At 71.1% G+C, this 24,868-nt stretch carries 20 protein-coding genes; 12 read left to right on the forward strand and 8 right to left on the reverse strand.

Features of this window, described 5'->3' with window-relative positions; all coding sequences use genetic code 11:
* Window positions 1-77: 77 nt before the first annotated feature.
* Window positions 78-1,076 (reverse strand): GGDEF domain-containing protein, encoded by a 999-nt coding sequence (locus G3576_RS04120; RefSeq protein ID WP_164693024.1) that lies wholly within the window; start codon window positions 1,074-1,076, stop codon window positions 78-80.
* Window positions 1,077-1,217: 141 nt separating this feature from the next.
* Here G3576_RS04120 and G3576_RS04125 point away from each other — a divergent pair, with 141 nt between their 5' ends.
* The 7 genes from G3576_RS04125 to rpmG all read left to right on the forward strand — a co-directional run bounded on the left by G3576_RS04125 (window position 1,218) and on the right by rpmG (window position 11,305).
* A complete protein-coding gene (locus G3576_RS04125) occupies window positions 1,218-2,492 on the forward strand; it encodes a dihydroorotase (protein ID WP_164693025.1) in 1,275 nt (424 codons plus the stop codon).
* Window positions 2,492-3,085 carry a glycerol-3-phosphate 1-O-acyltransferase PlsY gene (plsY, locus tag G3576_RS04130; RefSeq protein WP_164693026.1) on the forward strand — a complete coding sequence of 198 codons (594 nt, stop codon included), beginning with the start codon at window positions 2,492-2,494 and terminating at the stop codon, window positions 3,083-3,085. Before G3576_RS04125 ends, plsY begins: the two co-directional genes overlap by 1 nt.
* 66 nt (window positions 3,086-3,151) lie before the next feature.
* Window positions 3,152-4,273 carry a DNA-processing protein DprA gene (gene dprA / locus G3576_RS04135; RefSeq protein ID WP_164693027.1) on the forward strand — a complete coding sequence of 374 codons (1,122 nt, stop codon included), beginning with the start codon at window positions 3,152-3,154 and terminating at the stop codon, window positions 4,271-4,273.
* Window positions 4,274-4,311: 38 nt separating this feature from the next.
* On the forward strand, window positions 4,312-7,068 hold the full coding sequence (gene topA, locus G3576_RS04140; RefSeq protein ID WP_164693028.1) for a type I DNA topoisomerase: 2,757 nt from the start codon (window positions 4,312-4,314) through the stop codon (window positions 7,066-7,068).
* A 1-nt stretch (window position 7,069) separates the two neighbouring features.
* On the forward strand, window positions 7,070-9,388 hold the full coding sequence (gene rnr / locus G3576_RS31470) for a ribonuclease R (protein WP_328728400.1): 2,319 nt from the start codon (window positions 7,070-7,072) through the stop codon (window positions 9,386-9,388).
* A 380-nt stretch (window positions 9,389-9,768) separates the two neighbouring features.
* Window positions 9,769-10,872 (forward strand): S41 family peptidase, encoded by a 1,104-nt coding sequence (locus tag G3576_RS31475; RefSeq protein WP_268888488.1) that lies wholly within the window; start codon window positions 9,769-9,771, stop codon window positions 10,870-10,872.
* A 259-nt stretch (window positions 10,873-11,131) separates the two neighbouring features.
* Complete coding sequence (gene rpmG / locus G3576_RS04155; protein WP_164693030.1) at window positions 11,132-11,305, forward strand: 50S ribosomal protein L33; 174 nt, start codon at window positions 11,132-11,134, stop codon at window positions 11,303-11,305.
* A 204-nt stretch (window positions 11,306-11,509) separates the two neighbouring features.
* On the opposite strand, the gene G3576_RS04160 is transcribed toward rpmG, so the two are convergent.
* The gene (locus G3576_RS04160; protein WP_164693031.1) at window positions 11,510-12,910 is read right to left on the reverse strand and encodes a PleD family two-component system response regulator; all 1,401 of its coding nucleotides are present in this window, start codon (window positions 12,908-12,910) and stop codon (window positions 11,510-11,512) included.
* 98 nt (window positions 12,911-13,008) lie between these two features.
* Between G3576_RS04160 and G3576_RS04165 the strand changes: the two genes are divergently transcribed.
* The gene (locus G3576_RS04165) at window positions 13,009-13,605 is read left to right on the forward strand and encodes a class I SAM-dependent methyltransferase (protein ID WP_164693032.1); all 597 of its coding nucleotides are present in this window, start codon (window positions 13,009-13,011) and stop codon (window positions 13,603-13,605) included.
* A 74-nt stretch (window positions 13,606-13,679) separates the two neighbouring features.
* Here G3576_RS04165 and G3576_RS04170 read toward each other — a convergent pair whose 3' ends face one another.
* Together G3576_RS04170 and G3576_RS04175 are read right to left on the reverse strand one after the other, a co-directional pair.
* Window positions 13,680-14,324, reverse strand: coding sequence for a VOC family protein (locus G3576_RS04170; RefSeq protein WP_164693033.1), 645 nt, complete (start codon window positions 14,322-14,324; stop codon window positions 13,680-13,682).
* A gap of 2 nt (window positions 14,325-14,326) precedes the next feature.
* Window positions 14,327-15,025: a glutathione S-transferase family protein gene (locus tag G3576_RS04175; RefSeq protein WP_164693034.1), complete on the reverse strand. Its 699-nt coding sequence runs from the start codon at window positions 15,023-15,025 to the stop codon at window positions 14,327-14,329.
* Between the two features lie 161 nt (window positions 15,026-15,186).
* Between G3576_RS04175 and G3576_RS04180 the strand changes: the two genes are divergently transcribed.
* The gene (locus G3576_RS04180; RefSeq protein WP_164693035.1) at window positions 15,187-16,032 is read left to right on the forward strand and encodes a class I SAM-dependent methyltransferase; all 846 of its coding nucleotides are present in this window, start codon (window positions 15,187-15,189) and stop codon (window positions 16,030-16,032) included.
* 81 nt (window positions 16,033-16,113) lie between these two features.
* Here the strand turns inward: G3576_RS04180 and G3576_RS04185 are convergent, their stop codons facing one another.
* Complete coding sequence (locus tag G3576_RS04185; protein ID WP_164693036.1) at window positions 16,114-17,298, reverse strand: pyridoxal-phosphate-dependent aminotransferase family protein; 1,185 nt, start codon at window positions 17,296-17,298, stop codon at window positions 16,114-16,116.
* A gap of 146 nt (window positions 17,299-17,444) precedes the next feature.
* Here G3576_RS04185 and G3576_RS04190 point away from each other — a divergent pair, with 146 nt between their 5' ends.
* Window positions 17,445-20,354 (forward strand): FAD-binding and (Fe-S)-binding domain-containing protein, encoded by a 2,910-nt coding sequence (locus G3576_RS04190; RefSeq protein WP_164693037.1) that lies wholly within the window; start codon window positions 17,445-17,447, stop codon window positions 20,352-20,354.
* Window positions 20,351-20,926 (forward strand): DUF924 family protein, encoded by a 576-nt coding sequence (locus tag G3576_RS04195; RefSeq protein ID WP_164693038.1) that lies wholly within the window; start codon window positions 20,351-20,353, stop codon window positions 20,924-20,926. The genes G3576_RS04190 and G3576_RS04195 overlap by 4 nt, the downstream gene beginning before the upstream one ends.
* A gap of 99 nt (window positions 20,927-21,025) precedes the next feature.
* On the opposite strand, the gene G3576_RS04200 is transcribed toward G3576_RS04195, so the two are convergent.
* The 3 genes from G3576_RS04200 to G3576_RS04210 all read right to left on the reverse strand — a co-directional run bounded on the left by G3576_RS04200 (window position 21,026) and on the right by G3576_RS04210 (window position 24,099).
* Entirely contained in the window at window positions 21,026-22,315 is a 1,290-nt protein-coding gene (locus tag G3576_RS04200; protein WP_166250550.1) for a methyl-accepting chemotaxis protein, read from the reverse strand.
* Window positions 22,316-22,395: 80 nt separating this feature from the next.
* On the reverse strand, window positions 22,396-23,112 hold the full coding sequence (locus tag G3576_RS04205; RefSeq protein ID WP_164693039.1) for a hypothetical protein: 717 nt from the start codon (window positions 23,110-23,112) through the stop codon (window positions 22,396-22,398).
* 72 nt (window positions 23,113-23,184) lie between these two features.
* On the reverse strand, window positions 23,185-24,099 hold the full coding sequence (locus tag G3576_RS04210; RefSeq protein WP_164693040.1) for a hydrogen peroxide-inducible genes activator: 915 nt from the start codon (window positions 24,097-24,099) through the stop codon (window positions 23,185-23,187).
* A gap of 185 nt (window positions 24,100-24,284) precedes the next feature.
* Here G3576_RS04210 and G3576_RS04215 point away from each other — a divergent pair, with 185 nt between their 5' ends.
* On the forward strand, window positions 24,285-24,860 hold the full coding sequence (locus G3576_RS04215; RefSeq protein ID WP_164693041.1) for a peroxiredoxin: 576 nt from the start codon (window positions 24,285-24,287) through the stop codon (window positions 24,858-24,860).
* Window positions 24,861-24,868 lie beyond the last annotated feature (8 nt).

The raw sequence follows: 24,868 nt of genomic DNA on the forward strand, positions 1-24,868 counted from the left end.
CCGCCCCGCCAGCGGCCCCGGGCCAACGCCTGCCTTCACCAACCGATCGCCCGCCCCAGGCGCCATCGACGGGCGCCCTACACCTCCGCGTCGATCACCCGGTCCTTGCCGGCCGCCTTCGCCGCATACATCACCGCATCCACCCTCGCGAGCGCCGCCGCCGCATCCTCCGGCGGCCGCCGGAAGGTGACAGCGCCCACCGAGGCCGAGACCGCGCGCCCCAGCACCGCCATCCGCTGCACCAGCGCGGCCCGCACCCGCTCCCCTGTCGCCGCCATGTCGGGCTGGTCGCCACCGACTAGCAGGCAGGCGAATTCATCGCCCCCCATCCGCGCCGCCAGATCCTCGCGCCGCAGCGCGGCGTTCAGCACCGAAGCGGTCGCCCGCAGCACCTCGTCACCCGCGGCGTGGCCGAAGCGGTCATTGACGCCCTTGAACCCATCGAGATCGAGGTAGAGCAGCGCAAAGGGCAGTCCATCGCGGCGCTGCCGCGCCATGGCGCGTTCCAGCGCATCCATGAAGGCGACCCGGTTCGCCAGGCCCGTCAGCGCGTCGGTCAGCGCAAGGCCGCGCACCTGGCGCGCCGCGCGATGCAGGGCGATCGTCTTGCTGACCGCCTTCGCGAGCGATGCCAGCATCTCCACCTGGGCCTGGCCCAACTCCCGCGGCTGCCGGTCGGCGATGCAGAGGGTCCCGATCGCATGTCCCTCCAGCGTCACCAGCGGCGCACCGGCATAGAAGCGGATGCCCGCCTCCCCGGTCACCAGCGGGTTGTCCGCGAACCGCCCGTCCTGCGTCGTGTCGGGCACCACCATGGTGCGGTCCGGCTCCAGGATCGCATGCGCGCAAAAGGAGATGTCGCGCGACGTCCGGTCGGCCTCGACACCGACGCGGCATTTGAAGATCTGCTCCTTTTCTTCAACCAGGGAGATCATGGCCATCGGGCTGTCGGTCAGTCTCGCGGCCAGTTGCGTCAGGTCACCGAAAGCATCGTCGAAGGCCGTATCAAGCAGGGAACAGGCACGCAGCGTCGCCAGGCGGTCGGATTCATTGGCGGGAACCGGGGCAGGCGGCACGATGATACTCCGAGTGTTGGACCCTTGGCGCGCCACCGGTACGGTGGAACTCGCCGGACTTCAACGATCAATGCCATGGCGCCAGCCGACGCCATCGCCACGCCCGATGGCGGGACTCCGCCACCACGCTATAAGCGCCCCATGGCCGACACCCTCCTCACCAATGCCCGCCTCATCGACCCCGCCACCGGCCTCGATGCGCCAGGCGGGCTGCTGGTGCGGGATGGCGTCATCCTCGACCACGGCAGCAACCTTGGCGTCCCCGATGGCGCGACCATCGTCGATGCCGCCGGCGCCGTCCTCGCCCCGGGGATCATCGACATGCGCGCCGCCCTCGGCGAACCCGGCTTCGAGCATCGGGAGACGGTGGCCTCCGCCGCCCAGGCCGCGGCCGCCGGCGGCATCACCACGCTCTGCGCCCTGCCGGACACCGATCCGCCCATCGACGATGCCGCGCTGGTGCAGTTCCTGATCCGCCGGGGCGAGATCACCGGCAGCCTCACCATCCTCCCCTACGGCGCCGCCACCGCCGGCTGCGAGGGGAAGGACATCGCCGAATACGGCCTGCTGCAGGAAGCCGGCGCCATCGCCTTCACCGATGGCCGCCGCGCCATCGGCAGCGCGCGGCTCATGCGCCTCGCCCTCTCCTACGCCCGCGCCTTCGGCAGCTTCATCATCCAGCATCCCGAGGACCCCTCGCTCGCCGCCAATGGCGCGGCGACGGAGGGCGAGCGCGCCACCCGCATGGGCCTGCCCGGCATCCCGCCCGCCGCCGAATCCATGATGGTCGCCCGCGACATCGCCCTGGCGCGCCTGACGAAGGGCCATGTCCACTTCGCCCATGTCTCCACCGCCGCCGCGCTGGACCTGATCCGGGCCGCGAAGGCGGAGGGCCTTGCCGTCACCTGCGACACCGCGCCCCCCTATTTCGACCTGAACGAGACGGCGATCGGGGAATACCGTACCTACGCCAAGCTCTCGCCGCCGCTCCGGATCGAGGCCGATCGCCTGGCCGTCGTCGCCGCCCTCAAGGATGGCACCATCGATGCTATCGCCTCCGACCACCAGCCCCGCGACGCCGATGACAAGCGCCTGCCCTTCGCCCAGGCCGAGGCCGGCGGCGCAGGCCTCGCCACCCTGCTCGCGGTCACCCTCGCCCGCGTCCATGCCGGCGACCTGACGCTGCCCCAGGCCCTCGCCCTCCTCACCTCCCGCCCCGCCGCCCTGCTGAAGCTGCCCACCGGCACGCTGGCCAAGGGCGCCCCCGCCGACCTCATGCTGTTCCAGCCCGAGCGCGGCTGGCGGGTGGAGGCCGGCAGGCTCCCCGGCAAGGCGCAGAACACCCCCTTCGATGGCCGCGCCCTGGAAGGCCGCGTCATCGGCACCTGGAAGGCGGGGCGGAGGGTCTTCGGCTGATGTCGCTCCTGCTCGCCGCCCTGCTCGGCTACCTGCTCGGCTCCGTCCCCTATGGCCTGCTGCTGACCCGCGCCGCGGGGCTTGGCGACATCCGCGCCATCGGTTCGGGCAATATCGGCGCCACCAACGTGCTGCGCACCGGCAACAAGAAGCTGGCCGCCGCCACCCTGGCCCTCGATGTGCTGAAGGGTGTCGCCGCCCTGCTGATCGCCCGCGCCGCCTGGGGGGAGGATGCGGCGCTGGTCGCGGGCTTCGCCGCCATGGCCGGCCACGCCTTCCCCGTCTGGCTCGGCTTCAAGGGCGGCAAGGGGGTCGCCACCGGCGCCGGCGTCCTGCTGGCCGCGCAATGGTGGCTGGGCCTCGCCGCGCTGCTGACCTGGATTGCGGTCTTTGCCGCCACCCGCATCTCCTCCGCCGCGGCACTCGCCACCTGCGCCATCGCGCCGGTCATCGCGATCCTGTTCGGCGACGTGAAGCTCGCCCTCTTCGCCCTCGGCCTCGCCGCCCTGATCACCTGGCGGCACAAGGCCAACATCCAGCGGCTGATGGCCGGCACCGAGCCGAAATCCAGCTTCGGCAGCAGGAAGGCCTGACACCTCCCGCTTGCCTTAGCACCCTGCGCGCGATCACACTGGCCGTCTATCAACCTGGACGACAGGATGGCGGCCACTCCTTCCCCCGGCGATGACCTCGCCCGCCTGCGCCTGGCGCGGACGGAGGGGATCGGCCCCGCCACCTTCCGGCGCCTGCTGGCCCGCCACGGCAGCGCCCGCGCGGCGCTGGAGGCGCTGCCCGGCCACGCCGCCCGCAGCGGCCGCAGCCTCACCCCCTACCCCGCCGCCCAGGCGGAGCGGGAGATGGCGGCGCTGACCATGCTGGGTGGCCGCTTCCTCTTCCTCGGCTCCCCCCTCTATCCCCCGCTGCTGTCCCTGCTGGAGGATGCGCCCCCCGCGCTGGCCGTCCTCGGCAACCCCGCCCTGCTCGCCTCCCGCCAGATCGGCCTGGTCGGCGCCCGCTCCGCCTCCGCCGCCGGGCGCCGCATGGCGGAGCAACTGGCCCGCGACCTCGCCGGCGCCGGCCTTGCCATCACCTCCGGCCTCGCCCGCGGCATCGACGCCGCGGCGCATGAAGGCGCGCTGGCCGCCCCCGGCCCCACCATCGCCGTCGTCGCCGGCGGCCTCGATGAGCCCTATCCGCCGGAGAACGCGCCCCTCCAGGCCCGCATCGTCGCGGAAGGCGGCGCGGTGGTGGCGGAGGCCCCGCTCGGCACCGCCCCCCTCGCCCGCCACTTCCCCCGCCGCAACCGGATCGTCGCCGGGTTGGTGCTGGGCGTCGTGGTGGTGGAAGCCGCGCCCAAATCCGGCAGCCTCATCACCGCGCGGCTCGCCCTGGAAGCGGGGCGGGAGGTCTTCGCGGTGCCCGGCAACCCGCTCGACCCCCGTGCCCGGGGCGGCAACGACCTCATCCGCCAGGGCGCGCACCTCACGGAAACGGCCGAGGATGTCCTGCAATTCCTCCCCGAAGCGCCCCGGGACCTGCCCCTCTTCGCCCCGCGAAACACGCCCGAAACACAGCCGGAGCCCCGGGCGGAGGCCCCTTCCCCCCCGGGCGAGCCGTCGAAAGTGCTTGAATTGATTGGCACCACACCCGTGGCCGTTGACGATCTGGTCCGTCGCTGCCAGCTATCCGCCCCGTCCGTGCAGGCGATCCTGCTTGACCTGGAGTTGTCCGGGCTGGTGGAAACCCTGCCCGGAAACCGGGTCGCGCGGTCCCTCTCCTAGGGAAACGCGGACAAGCGCCGAAAGCAGACCGATACACAATGCCCGACGTCCTCGTGGTCGAAAGCCCCGCCAAGGCGAAGACGATCAACAAGTATCTTGGCTCGGATTTCACCGTCCTCGCCTCCTTCGGCCATGTCCGCGACCTCCCGCCCAAGGACGGCTCCGTCCGGCCGGAGGAAGACTTCGCCATGGATTGGGAGGCCGATGAGCGCGGCGAGCGCCAGGTCGGCGCCATCGCCAAGGCGCTGAAGGGCGCGCGCCGCCTCTTCCTGGCCACCGACCCGGACCGGGAGGGCGAGGCCATCTCCTGGCACGTGCAGGACATGCTGGCCCGCCGCGGCGCGCTGAAGGGCGTGCAGGTCAACCGCATCACCTTCAACGAGATCACGAAGCGCGCCGTCCAGCATGCGGTGGCCAACCCCCGCCCGCTCGACGTGCCGCTGATCGACGCCTACCTGGCGCGCCGGGCGCTCGACTACCTCGTCGGCTTCAACCTCTCCCCGGTGCTGTGGCGGAAGCTCCCCGGCAGCCGCTCCGCCGGCCGCGTGCAATCCGTGGCACTCCGCCTGATCTGCGAGCGGGAGGCCGAGATCGAGGCCTTCCGCGCCCGCGAATACTGGACGGTGGAGGCCCAGTTCGCGACCCCCGTGGGCGCCAAGTTCACCGCCCGCCTGACCCACCATGAGGGCAAGCGGCTCGAGCAGTTCGACCTGCCGAACGAGGCCGCGGCGATGGCCGCCAAGGCCGCGGTCGAGGCCGGCAAGTTCAGCGTCGCCTCCATCGAGAAGAAGCGCACCAAGCGCAACCCGCCGCCGCCCTTCACCACCTCCACCCTCCAGATGGAGGCCAGCCGCAAGCTGGGCATGGGCGCGCAGGCGGCGATGCGCGTGGCACAGCAGCTCTATGAGGGTGTCGATATCGGCGGCGAGACCGTCGGCCTCATCACCTATATGCGGACCGATGGCGTGCAGATGGCGCGGGAGGCGATCTTCGCCATCCGCGACCACGTCAAGGAAGCCTTCGGCCCGGACTACGTCCCCGGCGCGCCGCGCGAGTATTCCTCCAAGGCCAAGAACGCGCAGGAAGCCCATGAGGCGATCCGCCCGACCGACGTGACCCGCACGCCGGACCAGGTGGCCCGCTTCCTCGATGACCGGCAGCGGAAGCTCTACGAACTCGTCTGGAAGCGCGCCGTCGCCTCCCAGATGCAATCGGCCGAGATTGACCAGACCGCGGTGGACATCGCCGATGCCAGCGGCCGCACGCGGCTGCGCGCCAACGGCTCCGTCATCGCCTTCGACGGCTTCCTGCGCCTCTATCGGGAGGACGAGGACGACCGCGCCGCCGACGCCCGCGCTGGCCTGGCCGCCGCCGCCGAGGATGAGGACAGCAAGATCCTGCCCCCGATGCGGGAGAAGGATGCGCTGCGAAACGGCCCCGTCGCCGCCAACCAGCACTTCACCCAGCCCCCGCCCCGCTATTCCGAGGCGACGCTGGTGAAGCGGCTGGAGGAGCTCGGCATCGGCCGTCCCTCCACCTACGCCTCCATCCTGCAGGTGCTGCAGGACCGGGAATATGTCCGCCTCGACAAGCGGCGCTTCATCCCGGAGGACCGCGGCCGCCTCGTCACCGCCTTCCTCGTCGCCTTCTTCGAACGCTACGTCGATACCGGCTTCACTGCGGGGCTCGAGGAGAAGCTCGACGACATCTCCGGCGGCCGCGCCGATTGGCGCGCGGTGATGCGCGCCTTCTGGGACGAATTCAGCAAGGCCATCGCCTCCACCAGCGAACTCACCATCAGCGACGTCATCGATGCGCTGGACGAGGATCTGGGCCCGCACTTCTTCCCGGCGCGGGAGGACGGCAGCGACCCGCGCGCCTGCCCGGCCTGCTCTGGCGGAAGGCTCGGCCTGCGGCTCGGCCGCACCGGCGCCTTCATCGGCTGCAATAACTATCCGGAGTGCCGCTACACCCGCCCGCTCGTCGCCCCCGGCGCGGAGGCCGATGGCGCGGCCAGCTTCAACGAGGGCGCGCGCGACCTGGGCGTCGATCCCACCTCCAACCTGCGCGTCCAGCTGAAGCGTGGCCCCTACGGCCTCTATGTCCAGCTGGGCGAGGAGACGGAGGACGCCAAGGGCAAGAAGGTGAAGCCGCGGCGCGCCAGCCTGGCCAAGGGCATGGACCCGGAGGCATTGACGCTCGACCGTGCGCTCGCGTTGCTGTCGCTGCCTCGCATCGTCGGCGTGCATCCGGAGACCCATGAGGAGATCACGGCCGCCATCGGCCGCTTCGGCCCCTATGTGAAGATGGGCAATCTCTTCAAGTCGCTCGATCCCGATGACGATGTGCTGGTCATCGGCCTGAACCGCGCCATGGCGCTGCTGGCCGATGTGAAGCCGCGCGGAAGGCCGCTCGGCGACCATCCCTCCGGCGGCGTGGTGGAGGTGCGGCGCGGGCGCTTCGGCCCCTTCGCGCTGCATGGCAGCCGCGTCGCCTCCCTCCCCCGCACCATGGATTTCGACAGCGTGACGCTGGACGATGCCGTGAAGCTGCTGGCGGAGAAGGGCAAGGACCTGCCGCCCAAGGGTGGCAAGGGGGCGAAGGGCAAGGCCAAGGCCGCGCCGAAGAAGGCCGCCGCCGCCAAGGCCCCGGCCGCCGATGACGCACCTGCGCCGAAGAAGGCGCCCGCCAGGAAGGCCGCAGCCCCCAAGGCGGCGGCGAAGAAGCCGGCGGCGAAGAAGCCCGCCGCCAAGGCAGCCCCCGCCAAGAAGCCGGCCGCCCGGAAGGCCACCTGACATGCCGCGGCGCGCCCCGCCCCTGAAGGGCTTCGGGGTGCGCAGCCGCGCGCCCCTCGGCAAGAAATCCGCCCTCCACCGCCTGGCCGCCACCGCGGAACCAGGCGTGATGCCGACCCTGGAGAAACTGCGGGAATTCATCCAGGCGGCGGGCCAGCGAGTCGGCAAGACGGAGATCGCCGCGCATTTCGGCCTGAACACCGACCAGCGCGCCGAACTCCGCGGCATGCTCCGCGAGCTCACGGAATCCGGCCACGCCACGCCGATCGGCCGCAAGGGCCTCATCGCCCATGACCGCCTTCCCGACATGGCGGTGGTGGAGATGACCGGCACCGACCCGGATGGCGACCCCATCGCGCGCCCCGTGCAGTGGGACCGCGCGAACGGCCCAGCGCCCGTCATCTACATGGCGCGCGAACCTGCCGGGCAGCCCGCCCTCGCCCCCGGCCAGCGTGTGCTGGCCCGGCTGAAGTTCATCGGCATCGGCCGCTATGAAGGCCGCACCTTCAAGCGCCTGCACAGCACCGCCCCCGCCCGCATCCTCGGCGTGTTCGAGGAAGGCCGGATCATCCCGACCGACCGCCGCCAGAAGGCGGATTGGCGCGTGCCGGCCAACGAGGTGAACGGCGCCCGACCCGGCGACATCGTGCTGGCCGAACCGCTGCCGACCGGCCACGGCCTCGGCGCCCGCCCCGCCCGCATCATCGAGCGCATCGGCCGCATGGGAGAGGCGCGCGCCGTCTCCCTCATCTGCATCCACGCGCACGGCATCCCCGATGTCTTCCCCGCCGAGGCGCTGGAGGAAGCGGAGGACGCCAAGGGCGTCACCAAGCGCAACCGGGAAGACCTCCGCGCCATCCCGCTGGTGACGATTGATGGCGAGGATGCGCGCGACTTCGACGATGCCGTCTGGGCCGAGCCCGGCGAGGGCGGCTGGCGCGTGCTCGTCGCCATCGCCGATGTCGCGCACTACGTGAAGCCCGACAGCGCGCTGGACCGGGAGGCCTGGGCCCGCGGCAACAGCGTCTATTTCCCCGACCGCGTCGTGCCCATGCTGCCCGAAGCGCTCTCCAATGGCTGGTGCAGCCTGCGCCCGAAGGAAGATCGCGGCTGCCTCTTCGTCGAGATGAATTTCGACAAAGCGGGCACCAAGGTCAGCCACCGCTTCGGCCGCGGCATCATGAAAAGCGCCGCGCGGCTCACCTACGAACAGGTGCAGGCCGCGCGGGACGAAGGCACCGTCCCCGATGGCGTGCCCGACGATCTGATCGGCCACCTCTACGGCGCCTATGAGGCCCTGCTGGCCGACCGCGCGCGGCGCGGCACGCTCGACCTCGAAGTGCCCGAACGCCGCGTCCTGCTCGACGCCCGCGGCCAGGTGCAGGGCGTGGTCCCGCGCGCCCGCCTCGATTCCCACAAGCTGATCGAGGAATTCATGGTCGCCGCCAATGTCTGCGCGGCGGAGGAGCTGGAGCGCCTGAGCCAGCCCTGCATGTATCGCGTCCATGACCGGCCCTCCGACGAGAAGCTGGAGGGGCTGCGCCAGTTCCTGCAGTCGCTCGACCTGAACCTGCCCGCGCGGGACCGCCTGCATCCCCGCGACTTCGGCGGCATCCTGGAGCGTGTGAAGGGCAGGCCGGAGGAGCGCCTGGTGAACGAGGCCGTGCTGCGCGGCCAGTCCCAGGCCGCCTATGACCCCGACAATATCGGCCATTTCGGCCTCGCATTGGCGCGCTACGCCCATTTCACCAGCCCGATCCGCCGCTACGCGGACCTTCTGGTCCACCGCGCACTGATCCGCGGCCTGAACCTGTCCAAGGGCGACGGCGCGCTGACCGATGCCGAAACCGCACGCTTCCCCGACACCGCCGAGCATATCACCAGCACCGAACGCCGCGCCGCGGCGGCGGAGCGGGAGGCGGTGGACCGCTACCTCGCTGCCTTCATGGCAACACGCGTCGGAGAGTTGTTCGAAGCGCGGATTTCGGGGGTGACACGCTTCGGCCTCTTCGTCACCGTGGAGGAGAACGGCGCCAGTGGAATCGTACCGCTTGCGTCCTTGCCGGACGACAGATGGACGTTGGACGAGGCCGGGCGCGGAATGTCCGGTCGCAATACGGGTCTGACCTTTTCCCTCGGCCAGGCGGTCGAGGTGCGGCTGGCGGAGGCGACTCCGCGGACGGGGGGGATGGTCTTCGCCATGATGCAGGGCGACCCCTCCGCCATCCGCCCGCGCGGCGCCCGCTCCCGCGCCTCTGGCAAGCGCTTGTCCAAGGCGCCCGCACGGCGGCCCTCGGAACGCTCCTCGCGGCGGGAATAGCCGCACCGGCGCGGGCGCAGGAGAACACCTTCCCGCGCAGCGCCATCGAGCCCGTCCTGGCCGAGAGCCACTTCCTTGTCCTCGAACGACATATCGAGGCCGAGAACCCCGCCAACCTCGCCCTCTGGTCGCTGCGCGGCCTGACGGTCATCGATCCCCGCCTCGGCGCGGAGATCCGCCAGGATCGCCTGCGCCTGCTCGGCGAGGACCGGGTCCTCGCCAGCCTGCCGATCGCGCCGCTCACCGCCCGCGCCGCGCCGCAGCAGCTGGGCAACGCCGTCGCGGCCTCGCTCACGGAACTCTACGAGGCCGCCTGGCGCGCCTCCCCGGCGCTACGCCGCGCCGGCGCCGAACGCCTGGTCGCCTCGGGGTTCGAGGAGCTGTTCAACCACCTCGACCCCTATAGCCGCTACGTAACGCCGACCGAGGCGCGCGCCGCCCGCGAACGCCGGGTCGGCCAGTCCGGCCTCGGCCTCCGCGTTGCCGCCCGCCGCGACGCGCTGGTGATCGCGGAGGTGGTGCGGGACGGCCCCGCCGCCCAGGCCGGCATCCGCGCCGGGGACATCCTGGTCGCGGTGGAAGGCCGCAGCCTCGGCCCCCGCGACCCCGGCCTGGCCGCGACGCTCCTGGAAGGCCCCGAAGGCTCCGATGTCAGCCTCACCATCGCCCGCGGCCGCATGCGGCGGGAGGTGACCCTGGTGCGGGAGGTGGTGGTGCCGGAGACCGTGACGGCGGAGACGCGGGACGGCATCCTCTGGCTGCGCATCACCGGCTTCTCCGCCGTCACGGACCGTCGAGTCGCCACCGTGCTGAGCGACGGCCTCGGCGGCCCCCGCCAGCCCCGCGGCGTGGTGCTGGACCTCCGCGGCAATCGCGGCGGGCTGCTCGGCCAGGCGGTTGCCGTCGCCGATGCCTTCCTGGCGGAGGGCGAGGTGGTGCGCACGGAAGGCCGCCACCCCGAGGCGAATCGCCGCTACCGCGCCGGCGGCCAGGACCTCGCGCAGGGCATGCCGGTGGTGGTGCTGGTCGATGGCCGCACCGCCTCCGCCGCCGAGATCGTGGCGGTGGGCCTGGCGGAACGCGGCCGCGCCGCCATCGTCGGCAGCGCCACCATGGGCAAGGGGCTGATCCAGCTGGTGGCACCCCTGCCGAATGAGGGCGAGATCCTGGTCACCTGGTCGCGAGTCGTGGCGCCGAGCGGCTGGCCGATCCAGGGCATGGGCGTGCTGCCCGCGCTCTGCACCAGCCTTGGCCCCGAAGCCCTGGCGCAGGGCCTGGCGCGGCTGAACCAGGGCGAGCCGCCCATGGGCCGCGCCCTGCTGCGCCAGCGCGCCGCCCGCGCCCCGGTACTGGCCAGCGAGATGTCGGCGCTGCGCGGCACCTGCCCGCCCGCGGAGGGCCGCGGCGCGGACCTCACCGCCGCGCGCGCCCTGATCGAATCGCCCGCGGCCTACGGCACCGCCATCCGCGGCCCGGGTGGTTGAGTCTTCTTCTGCCCTCAAACGGCGGGCGCCGGCTCCGCCGGCTTGCCTTCGCGGCACTTGCCGCGGGCCGCGTTCCGGGACCCCATGCACGTTGCGGAGCAACGCGCATGGGCACCCGTCGCGGCCTCGGCCGCCCATGGCGGCCGCATCATCACCCCGTCCCGCTTGACCTTCCCGCCCGCCCGACTATGGTGCGGCCTCTCGACGGGCGGGCCGCAAGGCTCGCCCGCAACCTGTTTCGCGCGTTGGAACCTGAACGATGGCCAAGGCCAATACCATCCTGATCAAGCTCGTCAGCACGGCGGAGCCCGCGACGGGCTACTTCTACGTGACGAAGAAGAACACCCGGAATGCCCAGGGCAAGCTGGAGCTGAAGAAGTACGACCCCGTCGCGCGCAAGCACGTCGTCTTCCGGGAAGCCAAGATCAAGTAATCCCGCGCGGGGCCCCGGGTTCTCCCCCGGGCCCCACGTCAGCCTGATCCAACGCGAACCGCGCCAGACCCCAGGGTCCGGCGCGGTTTTCGTCGTCGGTGATGTCCTGGGAGCCCTCCCCCGCGCTTGCGGGGCGTTGCGGCACTGCCGCAACGCCAGCGGCTGGTTGGGTGGGGGCGATCCGATCCCCGCCGAATCCTCGCCCTACCGCGCCTGCCGCGCCGCCGGCGTGCCCCGGTCCGCGCTCGGCGGCCAATCCTCGTCCACCGCGGGCTCGACCCGGTCGCGGCCATTGTTCTTGGCGCGGTACAGCGCCGCATCCGCGGCACTCACCACGTCATCGGACTGCGCCCCGATGCCGCCGGAGGCGACGCCGATGCTGGCCGTGACGTTCAGCGCCTGGCCTTCCGCCACCATCGGCACATTGGCGATCGCGGCCCGAAGCCGCTCCGCCACCAGCATCCCGTCCTCGGTCGTGGCGCCCGACATGACGATGAGGAACTCCTCCCCGCCATAGCGCGCGATGACGTCGGCGGCGCGGAGGTGCCCGCGCACGCGCTCCGCCACCTCCCGCAGCACCACGTCGCCGGCGGCGTGGCCGTAGGTGTCGTTCACCGACTTGAAGCGGTCCACGTCGATCAGCAGGCAGGCCGCGCCGGAATTGCGCAGCACGCCTTCCAGGTGGCGGCGGACATAGCGGCGGTTGCGCAGCCCCGTCAGCGGGTCCGTCACCGCCATCTCCAGGCTGCGGTCGAGGTCCGCCCGCAGCCTCTCCTGGTAGCGCTTGCGCCGGATCTGGTTGCGCACCCGCGCCCGCAATTCGTTGGGGTCCACCGGCCGCAGCACATGGTCATTGGCGCCGAGGTCGAAGCCCCGCAGCACCAGCCCCTTCTGCCCGCTATCCGCCACCAGCAGCACCGGCAGGTCGCGCGTCGCCGCCTGGGCGCGCAGCCGCGACGCCAGGCGCAGCGCATCGCCGCCATCCAGCGAGAGGCTCAGCAGCACCACGTCATGTTGGCCATCCATCAGGATGTCCCAGGATTCGGCGCTGTCCGCGCAATGGCCGACATCGATGCCATCCGCGGCCAGCACCCGGGTCAGCGCATCGGCCTCATCGAAATCCTCGTTGACGATCAGCGCACGCGCCCCCGCCACATTCGGCGATGGCCCCGGCGGCGGCTCGAACCCCAAATCGCGCGCCGTCTCCGCCCGCAGGCGCCAGGCATCCAGCACCTGCTTCATGCGGAGCAGCGCGCGCAGCCGGGCGAACAGCGTCGCATCGTCCACGGGCTTGGAGAGGAAGTCGTCCGCGCCCGCTTCCAGCCCCCGCACGCGCTCCACCGGATCCGTCAGCGCCGTGATCATCACCACGGGGATATGCGCCGTCCCCGGCTGCGCCTTCAGCCGCCGGCAGACCTCATAGCCGTCCATCCCCGGCATCATGACGTCGAGCAGCACGACGTCGGGCATCCAGCGCTGCACCGTCGCCAGCGCCTCCGGCCCGGAGGAAGCCAGCTGCACCTCGTAATACTCGTTGAGGAGCTTGGCCTCGAGCAGGCGGAGATTCGCCGCGATGTCGTCGACGACCAGGATGCGCGCGGTCATGCGCCCGCCATCCCCGACTGGCGGCGCGTGACGAATCGGCGTAGAGGGGCGGCGTTACCCGCAATGCACATCGTCATAAATCTGTCAAGGAGAAAATCATGGCAGACACCACGACCGGCGGCCGCGCCCATACCGAGGTCGCCAACGCCACCCTCTTCTTCAAGCGATGGCTCGCGAATCCGCTGCAGATGGGCTCCATCATCCCCTCCTCCCCTTCCCTTTGCGGGAAGATCGCGGCCCTGGTGCGGCGCGCGGAAGACGAGGTCGTGGTGGAGCTCGGCGCCGGCACCGGCGTGATCAGCCGCGCGCTGCTCGCCGCCGGCGTGCCCGCGGAGAAGCTGGTGGTGGTGGAGATCGTGCCCGACATGGCACACCATCTACGACGGGTGCTGCCCGGCGTCACGGTCATCCAGGGCGATGCCTTCGAACTGGCCGACGCCCTACCGGCACGGCTGCACGGCAAGGTGGGCACCGCCATCTGCGGCATCCCCCTCGTGCTCCTGCCCATCGAGCAGCAGCGCCGCTTCGTCGCGGCGGTCGAGGCCGTGGCCCCGGGCAAGGGCTTCCTGCTGTACACCTACTGCATCACCTCGCCGCTGCCATGGCGCGACCTGGGCCTGGACGCGAAGCGGAAGGCCTGGACCCCCCTCAACTTCCCGCCGGCCAGCGTCTGGCACTACCAGCCTGCCCGCTAGCACGCCGTCCCGCAACGCCCGACGGACGGAATTAACCCAGCCGCCACCTTGCCTTGCGCAGCGACCCGGCCTGCTCAACCACTGGCAAGGGCGGCGTCCGTCCCGTCCGCCCGCCGCATCCGCGCCACCAGCCGCGGATGCGGGCCGCGGCGCACCGTCACCGCCTCATCCAGCCCGCGGATGCCAAGCGCCCGGCGCACCGAATCCACATCCGGGTGCTCGGCCTCCAGCGCGACCAGCCGGCAGCCCGAATCCGGCAGGCGCGGCGCGGCCCCCTGCCCGTCATCCCACTGGATCAGGCTCGGCACGAGGTTGCGCATGTCCTGCGTCTGCGGCGGCATCGCCATCCGCCAGGACAGGGTGCCCCGCTTCCAGGGCCTGACCTTCCCGGCCACGGCCGGGCCCAGCCGCGCGGCCACGGCCTCCAGCGCCGGGGTGCGGGCGACCCAGCCGATCAGATGCGGCCCCGCCTCCAGCATCAATGTCACGGAAGGATCATCAAGGTCGAAGGGCCGCCCCTGCGCCGGCGCCGGCTGGTCGGGATCGGCCGCGATGACCTCCAGGTAGCAATCGGGGCCAAGGCCCATGACCAGATTGTGGGTCCCGATCCCCTCATGCTTCCCGCCGGGCTGCGGCCGCGCGCCGAGATGCGCTTCCACCCAGGCCGCCCCCTCCTCCAGCGTCCGTGCCCCGATGACGATGTGGTCGATCTCAGCCATGGTCAGCCCGCCTTGAACTGGGTGTTGCCGAAGAGCACTTCGCGCTCCTTCTCCGTGATGGCGCCGGTGCGCTGGTTCGCGGCCAGCACCTCCACGCCCCGCATCACCGCGGGCCGCGCGGCGATCGCATCGTGCCAGCGCTTCACGGCGGGGAATTCCGCCAGGTCGATGTTCCGGCGCGCGGGATTGCGCACCCAGGGGAAGGTCGCGATGTCGGCGATGGAATACGCGTCGCCCGCCAGGTACTCGGCCTCCGACAGCCGCTTCTCCAGCACCCGGTGCAGGCGCCCGACCTCCTTCGCGTAGCGTTCCTTCGCATAGGGGATCTGTTCCGGCGCATAGGCGTGGAAATGGCCGTACTGCCCGAACATCGGGCCGACGCCGCCCATCTGGAACATCAGCCATTGCAGGCAGGCGTAGCGCCCCGCCGGATCGGACGGCACCAGGCGCCCGGTCTTCTCCGCGAGGTAGAGCAGGATGGCGCCCGACTCGAACAGGGTGATGCGCTGCCCGCCCGGCCCCTCGGGATCGACGATGGCGGGGATGCGGTGGTTGGGCGTGATGGCCAGGAATTCGGGCCGGAACTGCTCCCCCGCGCCGATGTTCACCGGCACCACGGTATAGGGCAGGCCCAGCTCCTCCAGCGCGATATGCACCTTGTGGCCATTCGGCGTCGGCCAGGTCCAGACCTCGATCGCCATGCGCGCCTCCTCATCCCGTTGCGCGGACGTTGATCCGCCGCCGCCGCGCTTGCAAGCCACGCACGGCAGCCCTCCCGCTGGGTCAAGGTCGCCATGCCCCCGCGATGCTGCGCTGCGTCACGCCTGCCGCTATAAGCCCGATACCGACCCGCGAGGCCCCCTTGCCCGACCATGACCTGCCGCCCGCCATCCGCGCCCTCGATGACCGCGCCTGGCTGGATCTGCTGCTGAAGAGCCTGGTGTCGCGCGACGTCGCCGGCGCGACCTTCCCCGCCTTCCCGGATGCGGAGACGCAGCGCCGCTTCGTCGGCGCCGACGGGCCCTCCACCCTGCATGAGGCCTTCGCCTTCTACGCCCTGCTGAAGGACCGCGCGGCGTCGCTGGGCCGGCCGTTGCAGCAGGGCAGCGCCTTCCTCGATTTCGGCTGCGGCTGGGGGCGCTTCCTCCGCTTCTTCTGGAAGGATGTCGGCGCCGCCGCGCTGCATGGCTGCGATGTCTGGCCGCAGGCGATCGAGCTCTGCCGCGAGCTCGGCGTGCCGGGCAACCTCGACCGCCTCTACCATTGGGGCCGCCTGCCCTATGCCGACGCCTCCATGGACGTCGTCATGTCCTACTCCGTCTTCACCCATCTGCCGGAGAAGCCGCACCGCCATTGGGTGGCGGAGATCGCGCGCGTGCTCCGCCCCGGCGGCCTCTTCGCGCTGACCCTGGAGCCGCGCCGATTCCTCGACTTCATCGAGGCCCTGCCCGAAGGCGCCACGGGGTGGGAGGGCGATCTGCGCCGCCACCACGCCTCCATCCCCCGGCTGCGCGCGCAATTCGATGCCGGCGAGATCGCCTTCCTGCCGAGCGGCGGCGAGGGCGATTTCGGCAGCGCCGTCTATGGCGACGCCGCCGTCCCCCTCTCCTTCATCGAAGGCCAGTGGTCGGAATGGTTCACCATCCGCGACTACGTCGACGACCCCGCCCGCTTCTTCCAGGCCGTGCTGGTGGTGCAGCGCAAGTAACACAACCTCCCCCCTCCCCCGCGCTTGCGGGGGAGGGTCGGGGTGGGGGTCGCCGTAGCCGTGCGAGCTAAGCCCCGCCCCTCACGCATTCCCGCCGAGATACTCCATCGCCACCTGCACGCCGCCCGCCTTGTGCGGGATGCCGGCGGCGCGCAGCCCCATCTCCACCCCCGCCAGCGCGCCGACCAGCTGCAATTCGCTGATGTCGCCGAGATGGCCGATGCGGAACACCTTGTCGTTCAGCTGCCCGAGCCCGTTGCCGAGCGACATGTTGAACTTTTCCAGGATGGTCGCCCGCAGCGCATTGGCGCTGTGGCCTTCGGGCAGCCGCACCGCGGTCAGCACACTCGAGAAATGCCGGGGGTCCTGGCACTGCGTCTCGAACCCCCAATGCCGCACGCAGCGCCGCGTCGCCTCCGCCACCTGGTCGTGGCGCGCGAAGACGTTCTGCAGCCCTTCCTCCAGCAGCATGTCGAGCGCGGTGTCGAGCGCGTAGAGCATGTTGGTGGCCGGCGTGTAGGGGAAGTAGCCGGTCGCATTCGCCGCCAGCATCGGCTTCCAGTCCCAGAAGCTGCGCGTCAGCTTCGCCGTCTCGCTGGCCTTGATCGCCTTGGCGCTGATCGCGTTGAAGGACAGCCCCGGCGGCAGCATCAGCCCCTTCTGCGACCCGGAGACGGTGACATCCACGCCCCATTCGTCATGCCGGTAGTCCATCGACCCCAGCGAGCTGATCGTATCCACCAGCAGCAGCGCGGGATGGCCGGCATCGTCGATGGCCTTCCGCACCTCATCGATGCGGGAGGTGCAGCCCGTGCTCGTCTCGTTGTGCACGACGCAGACGGCCTTGATGGCGTGGCCCTTGTCGGCCGCGAGCCGCTCCGCGATCTGCTCCACATCCGCGCCGCGGCGCCAGTCAGTCTTGATGAAGTCGGCCTGGATGGACAGCCGCTCCGCCATCTCGTTCCAGAGATGCGCGAACCACCCGGTCTCGCACATCAGCACGCGATCGCCGGGGGAGAGGGTGTTGACCAGCGCCGCTTCCCAGGCGCCGGTGCCCGACGCCGGGTAGATCACCACCGGCCCCTCGGTCTGGAACACCTTCCGCACCTTGGCCAGCAGCTGCTTGCCCATGGCGCCGAAATCCGGCCCGCGATGGTCCATGGTCGGGTTGTCCATCGCCCGCAGCACGCGGTCCGGCACGTTGGACGGGCCGGGGATGTGCAGGAAATGCCGGCGTGAATCGGGCTTGGACTGGAAATAGGCCATGGGGCGATCCCTCTCTTCTGCCCCTTCCCTACCGCCCTTCCATGCCGCCCGCCAATGAGTAACCCTTGTCGGATTGATGAGCATTATAGATCGGATTTTCCGGGAGGGTCGCGCTACACCCTGCCGGAAAGAGGGACCGCCACCGCATGAACGCCATCACCAGCCGCCAGGACAGCACGCTCGCCGCCCGCCTGCGCCGCCATGTCGAGGGCGAGGTCCTGTTCTCCGCCGGCGATCGCGGCCGCTATGCGACGGATGCCTCCATCTACCAGATGCAGCCGGTCGGCGTGCTGGTGCCCCGGACCATCGAGGACGTCGCCGCCGCCATGGCGATCTGCCGGGAGGAAGGCGTGCCCGTCCTGCCCCGCGGCGGCGGCACCAGCCAGTGCGGGCAGACGGTGAACCACGCGCTGGTGATCGACTGCACCAGGCATCTGCGCAACGTGCTGTCGGTGGAGGGCGATACCGCCCGCGTCCAGCCCGGGATCACCCTGGGCGCCCTGAACGATGCGCTGAAGAACCGGGGGAAATTCTATCCGGTCGATCCCTCCACCTGGGCGCGCTGCACCATCGGCGGCATGGCGGCCAATAATTCCTGCGGGTCGAAGTCCATCCGCTACGGCCTGATGGCCGACAATGTCCGCGCCATCGACGCCATCCTGGCGGACGGCACGCGCTTCACCTTCGGCGACATCCCCGACAATCTCGGCCCCGATCTCCCCGGCAGCATCGGCGACCTGATCGCGAAGCTCCGCGCGATCGGCGCGCGGGAGGCCGAGGAGATCGCCGCCCGCTTCCCCGAACAGCTCCGCCGCGTCGGCGGCTACAACCTCGATGCGCTGACGCCCGATGCCCGCGCGAATGGGCGCGGTTCGCTCGCCCGCCTGCTGGTCGGCAGCGAGGGCACGCTCGCCTTCTCCGCGGCGCTCGACCTGCGCCTCTGGCCCATCAAGCCGCGCAAGGTGCTGGGCATCTGCCAGTTCCCCAGCTTCCGCCGCGCCATGGAGGCGTCGAAGCACCTGGTGACGCTCGATCCGGAGGCGGTGGAACTGGTCGATCGCACCATGATCGACCTCGGCCGCTCCATCCCGATCTATCGCGACACCATCGACCGCATCCTGATCGGGGAGCCCGACAGCCTGCTGATCGTCGAGTTCCACGGCCATGACGATGCGAGCCTGCTGCAGGGCCTCGACCGTCTGGAGGAGATGATGGGCGACCTCGGCCTGCCCGGCCAGGTCGTGCGCGTCACCGATGCCGGCTTCCAGGCCAAGGTCGCGGAGGTGCGGGAGGCCGGCCTCAACATCATGATGTCCATGAAGGGCGACGGGAAGCCGGTCTCCTTCATCGAGGATTGCGCCGTCGGCCTCGACGACCTCGCCGACTACACCGAACGCCTGAACGACGTCTTCGAGAAATACGGCACCAAGGGCACCTGGTACGCGCATGCTTCCGTCGGCTGCCTGCATGTCCGCCCCGTGCTGAACATGAAGTCGGGCGAGGACGTCACGAAGATGCGCGCCATCGCCGAGGAATGCTTCGCGCTGGTCCGGGAATACAAGGGCAGCCATTCCGGCGAGCATGGCGACGGCATCGTCCGCTCCGAATTCAACGAACCCATGTTCGGCCCCCGCATCGCCCGCGCCTTCGAGGCGGTGAAGGACGCCTTCGACCCCGCGACGCCGGCGCTGCCGCATGGCCTGCTGAACCCCAACCGCATCGTCCATCCGCCGCGCATGGATGACCGCTCGCTGCTCCGCTACCACGAAGGCTACGCGCCGGCTCCCATCACCCCCGCGCTCGATTGGTCCGCCTGGCCCGGTCCGCAGGGCGGCCTGCTGGGCGCGGTGGAGATGTGCAACAACAACGGCACCTGCCGGAAATTCGATGCGGGCACCATGTGCCCGTCCTACCGCGCGACGCGGGAGGAGAAGCACCTGACGCGCGGCCGCGCCAACACGCTGCGCTTGGCGCTGACCGGCCAATTGCCCGGCGGCCTCGCCTCCGACGACGTGGCGGAAGCCATGGAACTCTGCGTGGGCTGCAAGGGCTGCAAGCGCGAATGCCCCACCGGCGTGGACATGGCGAAGATGAAGATCGAGGCCGCCGCCGCGCGCAACGCGCAGCACGGCCCGCGGCTGCTCGATCGCCTCATCGGCTCCATGCCCCGCTGGGCGCCCTTCGCCGCGATGGTGCCGGTCCTCGCCAATGCGCGGGACCTCATCCCCGGCGGCAAGCGCCTGTCGGAGGCGATGCTGGGCCTCGCCGCCGGGCGCAGCCTGCCCCGCTTCCGGCTCGACGCCTTCCATGACTGGGAATGCCGCTCGCCGGATGGCCGCCCGGGCGAGGTGATCCTCCTCCCCGACCTCTTCAACCGCTATTTCGAACCGGAGAACCTCCGCGCCGCGCTCCGCGTGCTGCGCGCCGCTGGCGCCGACCCCGCCGTGGCCCGCCCGCCGCGCGGGATGCGTCCCCTCGATGATGGCCGCACCTGGCTCGCCGCCGGCATGGTGGACCAGGTCCGCGCCGAGGCCCGCCGGACGGTCGAGGCGCTGTCCCCCTTCGACAGCCCCGTGCTCGGCCTTGAACCCTCCTGCCTGCTGACCTTGCGCGACGAGTTCCTGGCGCTGCTGCCGGGCGAGGCGACGGAAAAGCTGGCGGCGCGCGCCATGCTCGTCTCCGAATGGCTGGCGCGGACGAAAGCCCCGCTGCGCCTCAAGCCCATCGGGGCGGAGGCGCATATCCACGGCCATTGCCACCAGAAGGCCTTCGATGCCTTCACCCCCGCCGTCGCCATGCTGGCTTCCATCCCCGGCCTGAAGGTAACGCCCATCACGTCCAGCTGCTGCGGCATGGCCGGCGCCTTCGGCTATGAAGCCTCGAAGCTCCCCGCCTCCAAGGCCATGGCCGAACTCTCCCTGCTGCCTCATATCCGCAAGACCAGCGCGCAGGCCTTCATCGTCGCCGACGGCACCTCCTGCCGCCACCAGATCGGCGACCTCGCGGGGCGGCACGCGCTGCACTCCATCCGCCTGCTCGACAAGGCCCTCGCATGAGCCCCGACATCGACCGCCTGCTCGCCTTCTGGTTCAGCGAGGGCCCCGATACCTGGCGCCAGGCCTGGTTCGTGAAGGACGAAGCCTTCGACACGACCTGCCGCGACGGCTTCGGCCCGCTGGTCGTCCCGGCCCGCGACGGCGCGCTGGACGCATGGGCGGAGACGCCACAGGGCGCCCTCGCGCTTCTCCTCCTGCTCGACCAGTTCCCGCGCAACCTCTTCCGCGGCAGCGCGGAGGCCTTTGCTTCCGACCCACACGCCCGCGCCATCGCACGCCGCGTCGTGCTCGACCGCAAGCTGGACCTGGCCCTCACACCGCTGCAGCGCGTCTTCCTCTACCTGCCCTTCGAACATGGGGAGGCGATGGCCGACCAGGACCTGTCGGTCGCGCTGTTCGAGGGCCTGCGTGACACGCCGGCGCTGGCCGCGCCCGGCAGCGTCATCACCTATGCCTGGGCGCATCGCGCCGTCATCCAGCGCTTCGGCCGCTTCCCCCACCGCAACGCCGCGCTCGGGCGCGACAGCACGCCGGAGGAGGCAGCCTGGCTCGCCGCCGGAGGCGGGTTCTAAAGCACTATCCGATCAAGATTAATCAGCTTGATCGGATTTCGTGCTTTAGAAACAATAACTTCTAGAGCACGAGATCCGTCCAACTGGACGGATCGTGCTCTAGGCCGCCCGGAGTTCCCCCAGAAACCGGTCCACATTGCCGCGCATCGTGCCGGCCTGCGCCGCCAGGCCGCGCGACGCGTCCTTGATGCCGCTGGCCACGCGCCCCGTATCCTCCGCCGCGCTGCCCACGGCGCCGATGCTGGCGCTGACTTCCTGCGTGCCGACCGACGCACCCTGCACCGCGCGGGCGATCTCGGTCGTCGTATGCCCCTGCTGCTCCACCGCCGCCGCGATGGCGGTCGCCGTCTCGTTCAGCTGGGTGATGGTGCCGGCCACCGCCTCGATCGCCTGCGCCACGGACGACGTCGCGGCCTGCACGGCGCCGATGCGCGTCGTGATCTCCTCCGTCGCCTTGGCGGTCTGCGCCGCCAGCGTCTTCACCTCGGACGCCACGACCGCGAAGCCCTTGCCGGCCTCGCCGGCCCGCGCCGCCTCGATGGTCGCGTTCAGCGCCAGCAGGTTCGTCTGCCCAGCGATGTCGCTGATCAGCCGCACCACGTCGCCGATCCGCTGCACGTCGCCGACCAGGCTGTTCACCACCTGCGTCGCATCCTGCGCCTGGCCCGTGGCCTTCGCCGTCCCGGCCGCCGACCGCGCGATCTGCTGCCCGATCTCCCGGATGGAGACGCTCATCTCCTCCGCCGCCGCCGCCACGCTCTCGACATTGGTGGCCGCGCTGGCCGAGGCGCCGCCGACGCTGACCGCGCGCCGGCGCGTCTCCTCCGCCGCCTCGCCGAGGCTGCCCGCATCCGCCTGGAAGCGGTCCGCCGCCTGCGTCACATCGGCCACCGCGGCCAGGATCTCCGCCTCGAACCGCCGCGCGAGGTCGGCCGTCGTCTTCCGCTGGCGCTCCTCCGCCGATCGCGCCTCATGGATATCGACCAGGCTGCCGCAGGCCCGGCGCGGCTTGCGGTTGGCGTCCAGGATCACGCCGCCCGTCGCCCGGAACCAGCGATAGGACCCGTCCTTCACCTTCAGCCGGTAGGTCACGTCGTAGCGGTCGCCCGTCGTCAGCGCCTTGCCGAAGGCGGCGAAGGTCGGCGCCGCGTCATCGGGGTGCAGCCGGTCCGACCAGGACTGCACGACGTTCGGGAATTCCGCCTCGCTCGAGAAGCCGACCAGCCGGCGGAATTCCGCGGACCAGGTCCAGCGCGCCTTGGGATGCATCGCATCCCCCTCATGCAGGATCGCGTCCCAGAGCCCCACGCCCGAATGGCTGGACAGAACCTCCAGCCATTCCGAACGCTCCCGCATCGCATGGTCGCCGCGACCGAAGATGCCGAACATGACGATTCCTTCCCTGCAAGCCGCCTTGAGCGCCCCCTTTCCCTGACACGAAATCGTGAACCATCCCTTTCGCCGTCAGGTCAGGCGGGCTTTCGCGACGATGCCCGCAGCGCCGCCAGCAGGGTGATCGCCAGCGCGCAGGCCAGCGACAGCACCATCATCTCCCCGCCATCCTCCACCACGCCGAAGAGGCGATCGAAGGCGCGCCTCTGCCCGGCGACGGCGGCGTGCACCAGATCGACCAGCACCGCGAAGCCGCCAAGCGCCACCAGCAGGCCGAGGAAGGGCAGGCCCAGCCGCCGGTGCCGCGCCGTGCTGCGCCTGAACCCCACCCCGAGCGCCAGCAGGATGACCAGCCCTGCCGCCAGGAAGAAGCTCAGCTCCCCGACCGGCACCGCCGCACCCGGGCCGAGCGGCAGCAAGGGCGCCACCATGCCGCCCCAGCGCTCATGCAGCGCCAGGGCATTATCCGCCAGCGCCAGCGCGAAGGCGGCGGCCAGGGCGGTGTAGATGGGCTCCCCCACCCGGCGCGCCGCCAGCCCCAGCGCCACCACGCAGGCCAGCGCCTTCACCCCCTCGTAGATCTCGGAAGGGCCGCCCTCGCTCTCGATGCTGAACCGCGCCTCGCCGGGCCCGATGCGTCCCTGCCATTCCGCCAGCACCTGGCCCGCATGGGCCGCCAGGAACCCGACATCGACCAGGATCAGCACCCCGGCCAGGCCCAGCATCAGGCGCGATCGCAGCAGCCCGTGCAGTTCCGCCGCCGCCGCCGGGCCGCGGGCTGTGCCGATCATCATCACTCTGTCTCTCCGTTGTCGTCGCAACGCAACGGAGATGTCATTGTATACGAATGATCGCGCCTTCTTGCGTCAGCCGCCCGCGATCGCCGCCGCCACGGCGGGTCCGAGCCCCTGGAACTCCGCCGCCCGCGGGCTTTTCGGCCGCCAGGCCAGCGCGAGAACGCGCCCGGGTGCAGCACCGTCCAGCCGCCGCACCTCCACCGGCGCGCCGGCCAGCACGCCGCCATCCAGCGCCAGCCTGGGCAGGAGCGTGACGCCGAGACCCCCCGCCACCATCTGCACCAGCGTGTGCAGGCTGGTCGCCGCGAAGCCTTCCTCGCCGGCCGGCATGATGCCCCGCGGCAGCCCGCAGGCGGCCTGCGCATGCTCCCGCAGGCAATGGCCGTCCTCCAGCAGCAGCATCCGCTCGCTGGCCAGCGCCTCCACCGGCACGGAATCGCGCTCCGCCAGCCGATGCCCGGCCGGCAGCGCCACGCTGAAGGGGTCCTCCCCCAGCGGCAGCGTCTCCAACCCGCCCGATGCCGGCAGCGCCAGCAGCAGCAGGTCGAGTCGCCCCGCCTCCAGCCCCTGCACCAGCCGCTCCGTCAGATCCTCCCGCAGCCACAGCCGCAGCCGCGGATAGGCGCGCCGCAGCGCCGGCATCAGCCGCGGCAGCAGGAAGGGCCCGATGGTCGGGATCACGCCCAGTCGCAGCGGCCCCGTCAGCGGGTCCCGTGCTGCCGCCGCCGTCTCCGCCACCGCTTCCAGCGCCGCCAGGGCCGAGCGCGCCCGCGCCACCACCTCCCGCCCCAGCGGCGTGAAGACCGGGCGCTTGGACGCCGCGCCCCGTTCCAGCAGTTGCGCCGCCATTTGCCTTTCCAGCGCGATCAGCCCGGCCGACAGCGTGGATTGCGTCACCGCGCAGGCCGTCGCCGCGCGCCCGAAATGCCCATGGTCGGCCAGGGCGACGAGGTAGCGGAGCTGCTGCGGGCTGGGGAGGATCATCGGTCCTTCCAATCGTGGAAGCGGCCCACCATCGGCCGGATGATCGGCTGCGTCGATGGAAGGCGAGAAAACAATTCATTGGAGACGTGTGAGCAGGTGCAGCATATCGCAGTGCAGCGAGACGCGCGACCGGGCCCCGCCCGTGACGCGCGCCGCGCACAAACCGCAGACAGGAGCTCCCCCTCATGCTGACCGTTGGCGACAAGTTCCCCGCCTTCAAGCTCACCGCCGTCAAGGCGGGCAAGGAAGGCCTGGGCGGCCCCGGCAAGTCCTTCACCGAGATCACCGAGAGCACCGACGCGGGCAAGTGGAAGATCGTCTTCTTCTGGCCGAAGGACTTCACCTTCATCTGCCCGACCGAGATCGCGGCCTTCGGCAAGCTGGCCGGCGAGTTCTCCGACCGTGACGCGGTGGTCTACGGCGTGTCCACGGACAGCGAGTTCGTGCACCTGAACTGGCGCGTCTACAACGAGGACATCAAGAACCTCGAGATCCCGATGCTCGCCGACGTGAAGCGCGAGCTCTCCCTGGCGCTCGGCATCCTCGACAAGGACGCCGGCGTGCCGCTGCGCGCGACCTTCATCGTCGATCCGGACGGCACCATCCAGTGGGCCTCCGTCAACGGCCTGAATGTCGGCCGCAACCCGCAGGAAGTGCTCCGCGTGCTCGACGCGCTGCAGACCGACGAGCTCTGCCCCTGCAACTGGGAGAAGGGCAAGGAAGCCCTGAACCCGCAGCAGCTGTTCGAGAAGGCGGCCTGAAGAGTTCG

This window comes from Falsiroseomonas algicola (assembly GCF_011040385.1).
Taxonomy (GTDB): Bacteria; Pseudomonadota; Alphaproteobacteria; order Acetobacterales; family Acetobacteraceae; genus Falsiroseomonas; species Falsiroseomonas algicola.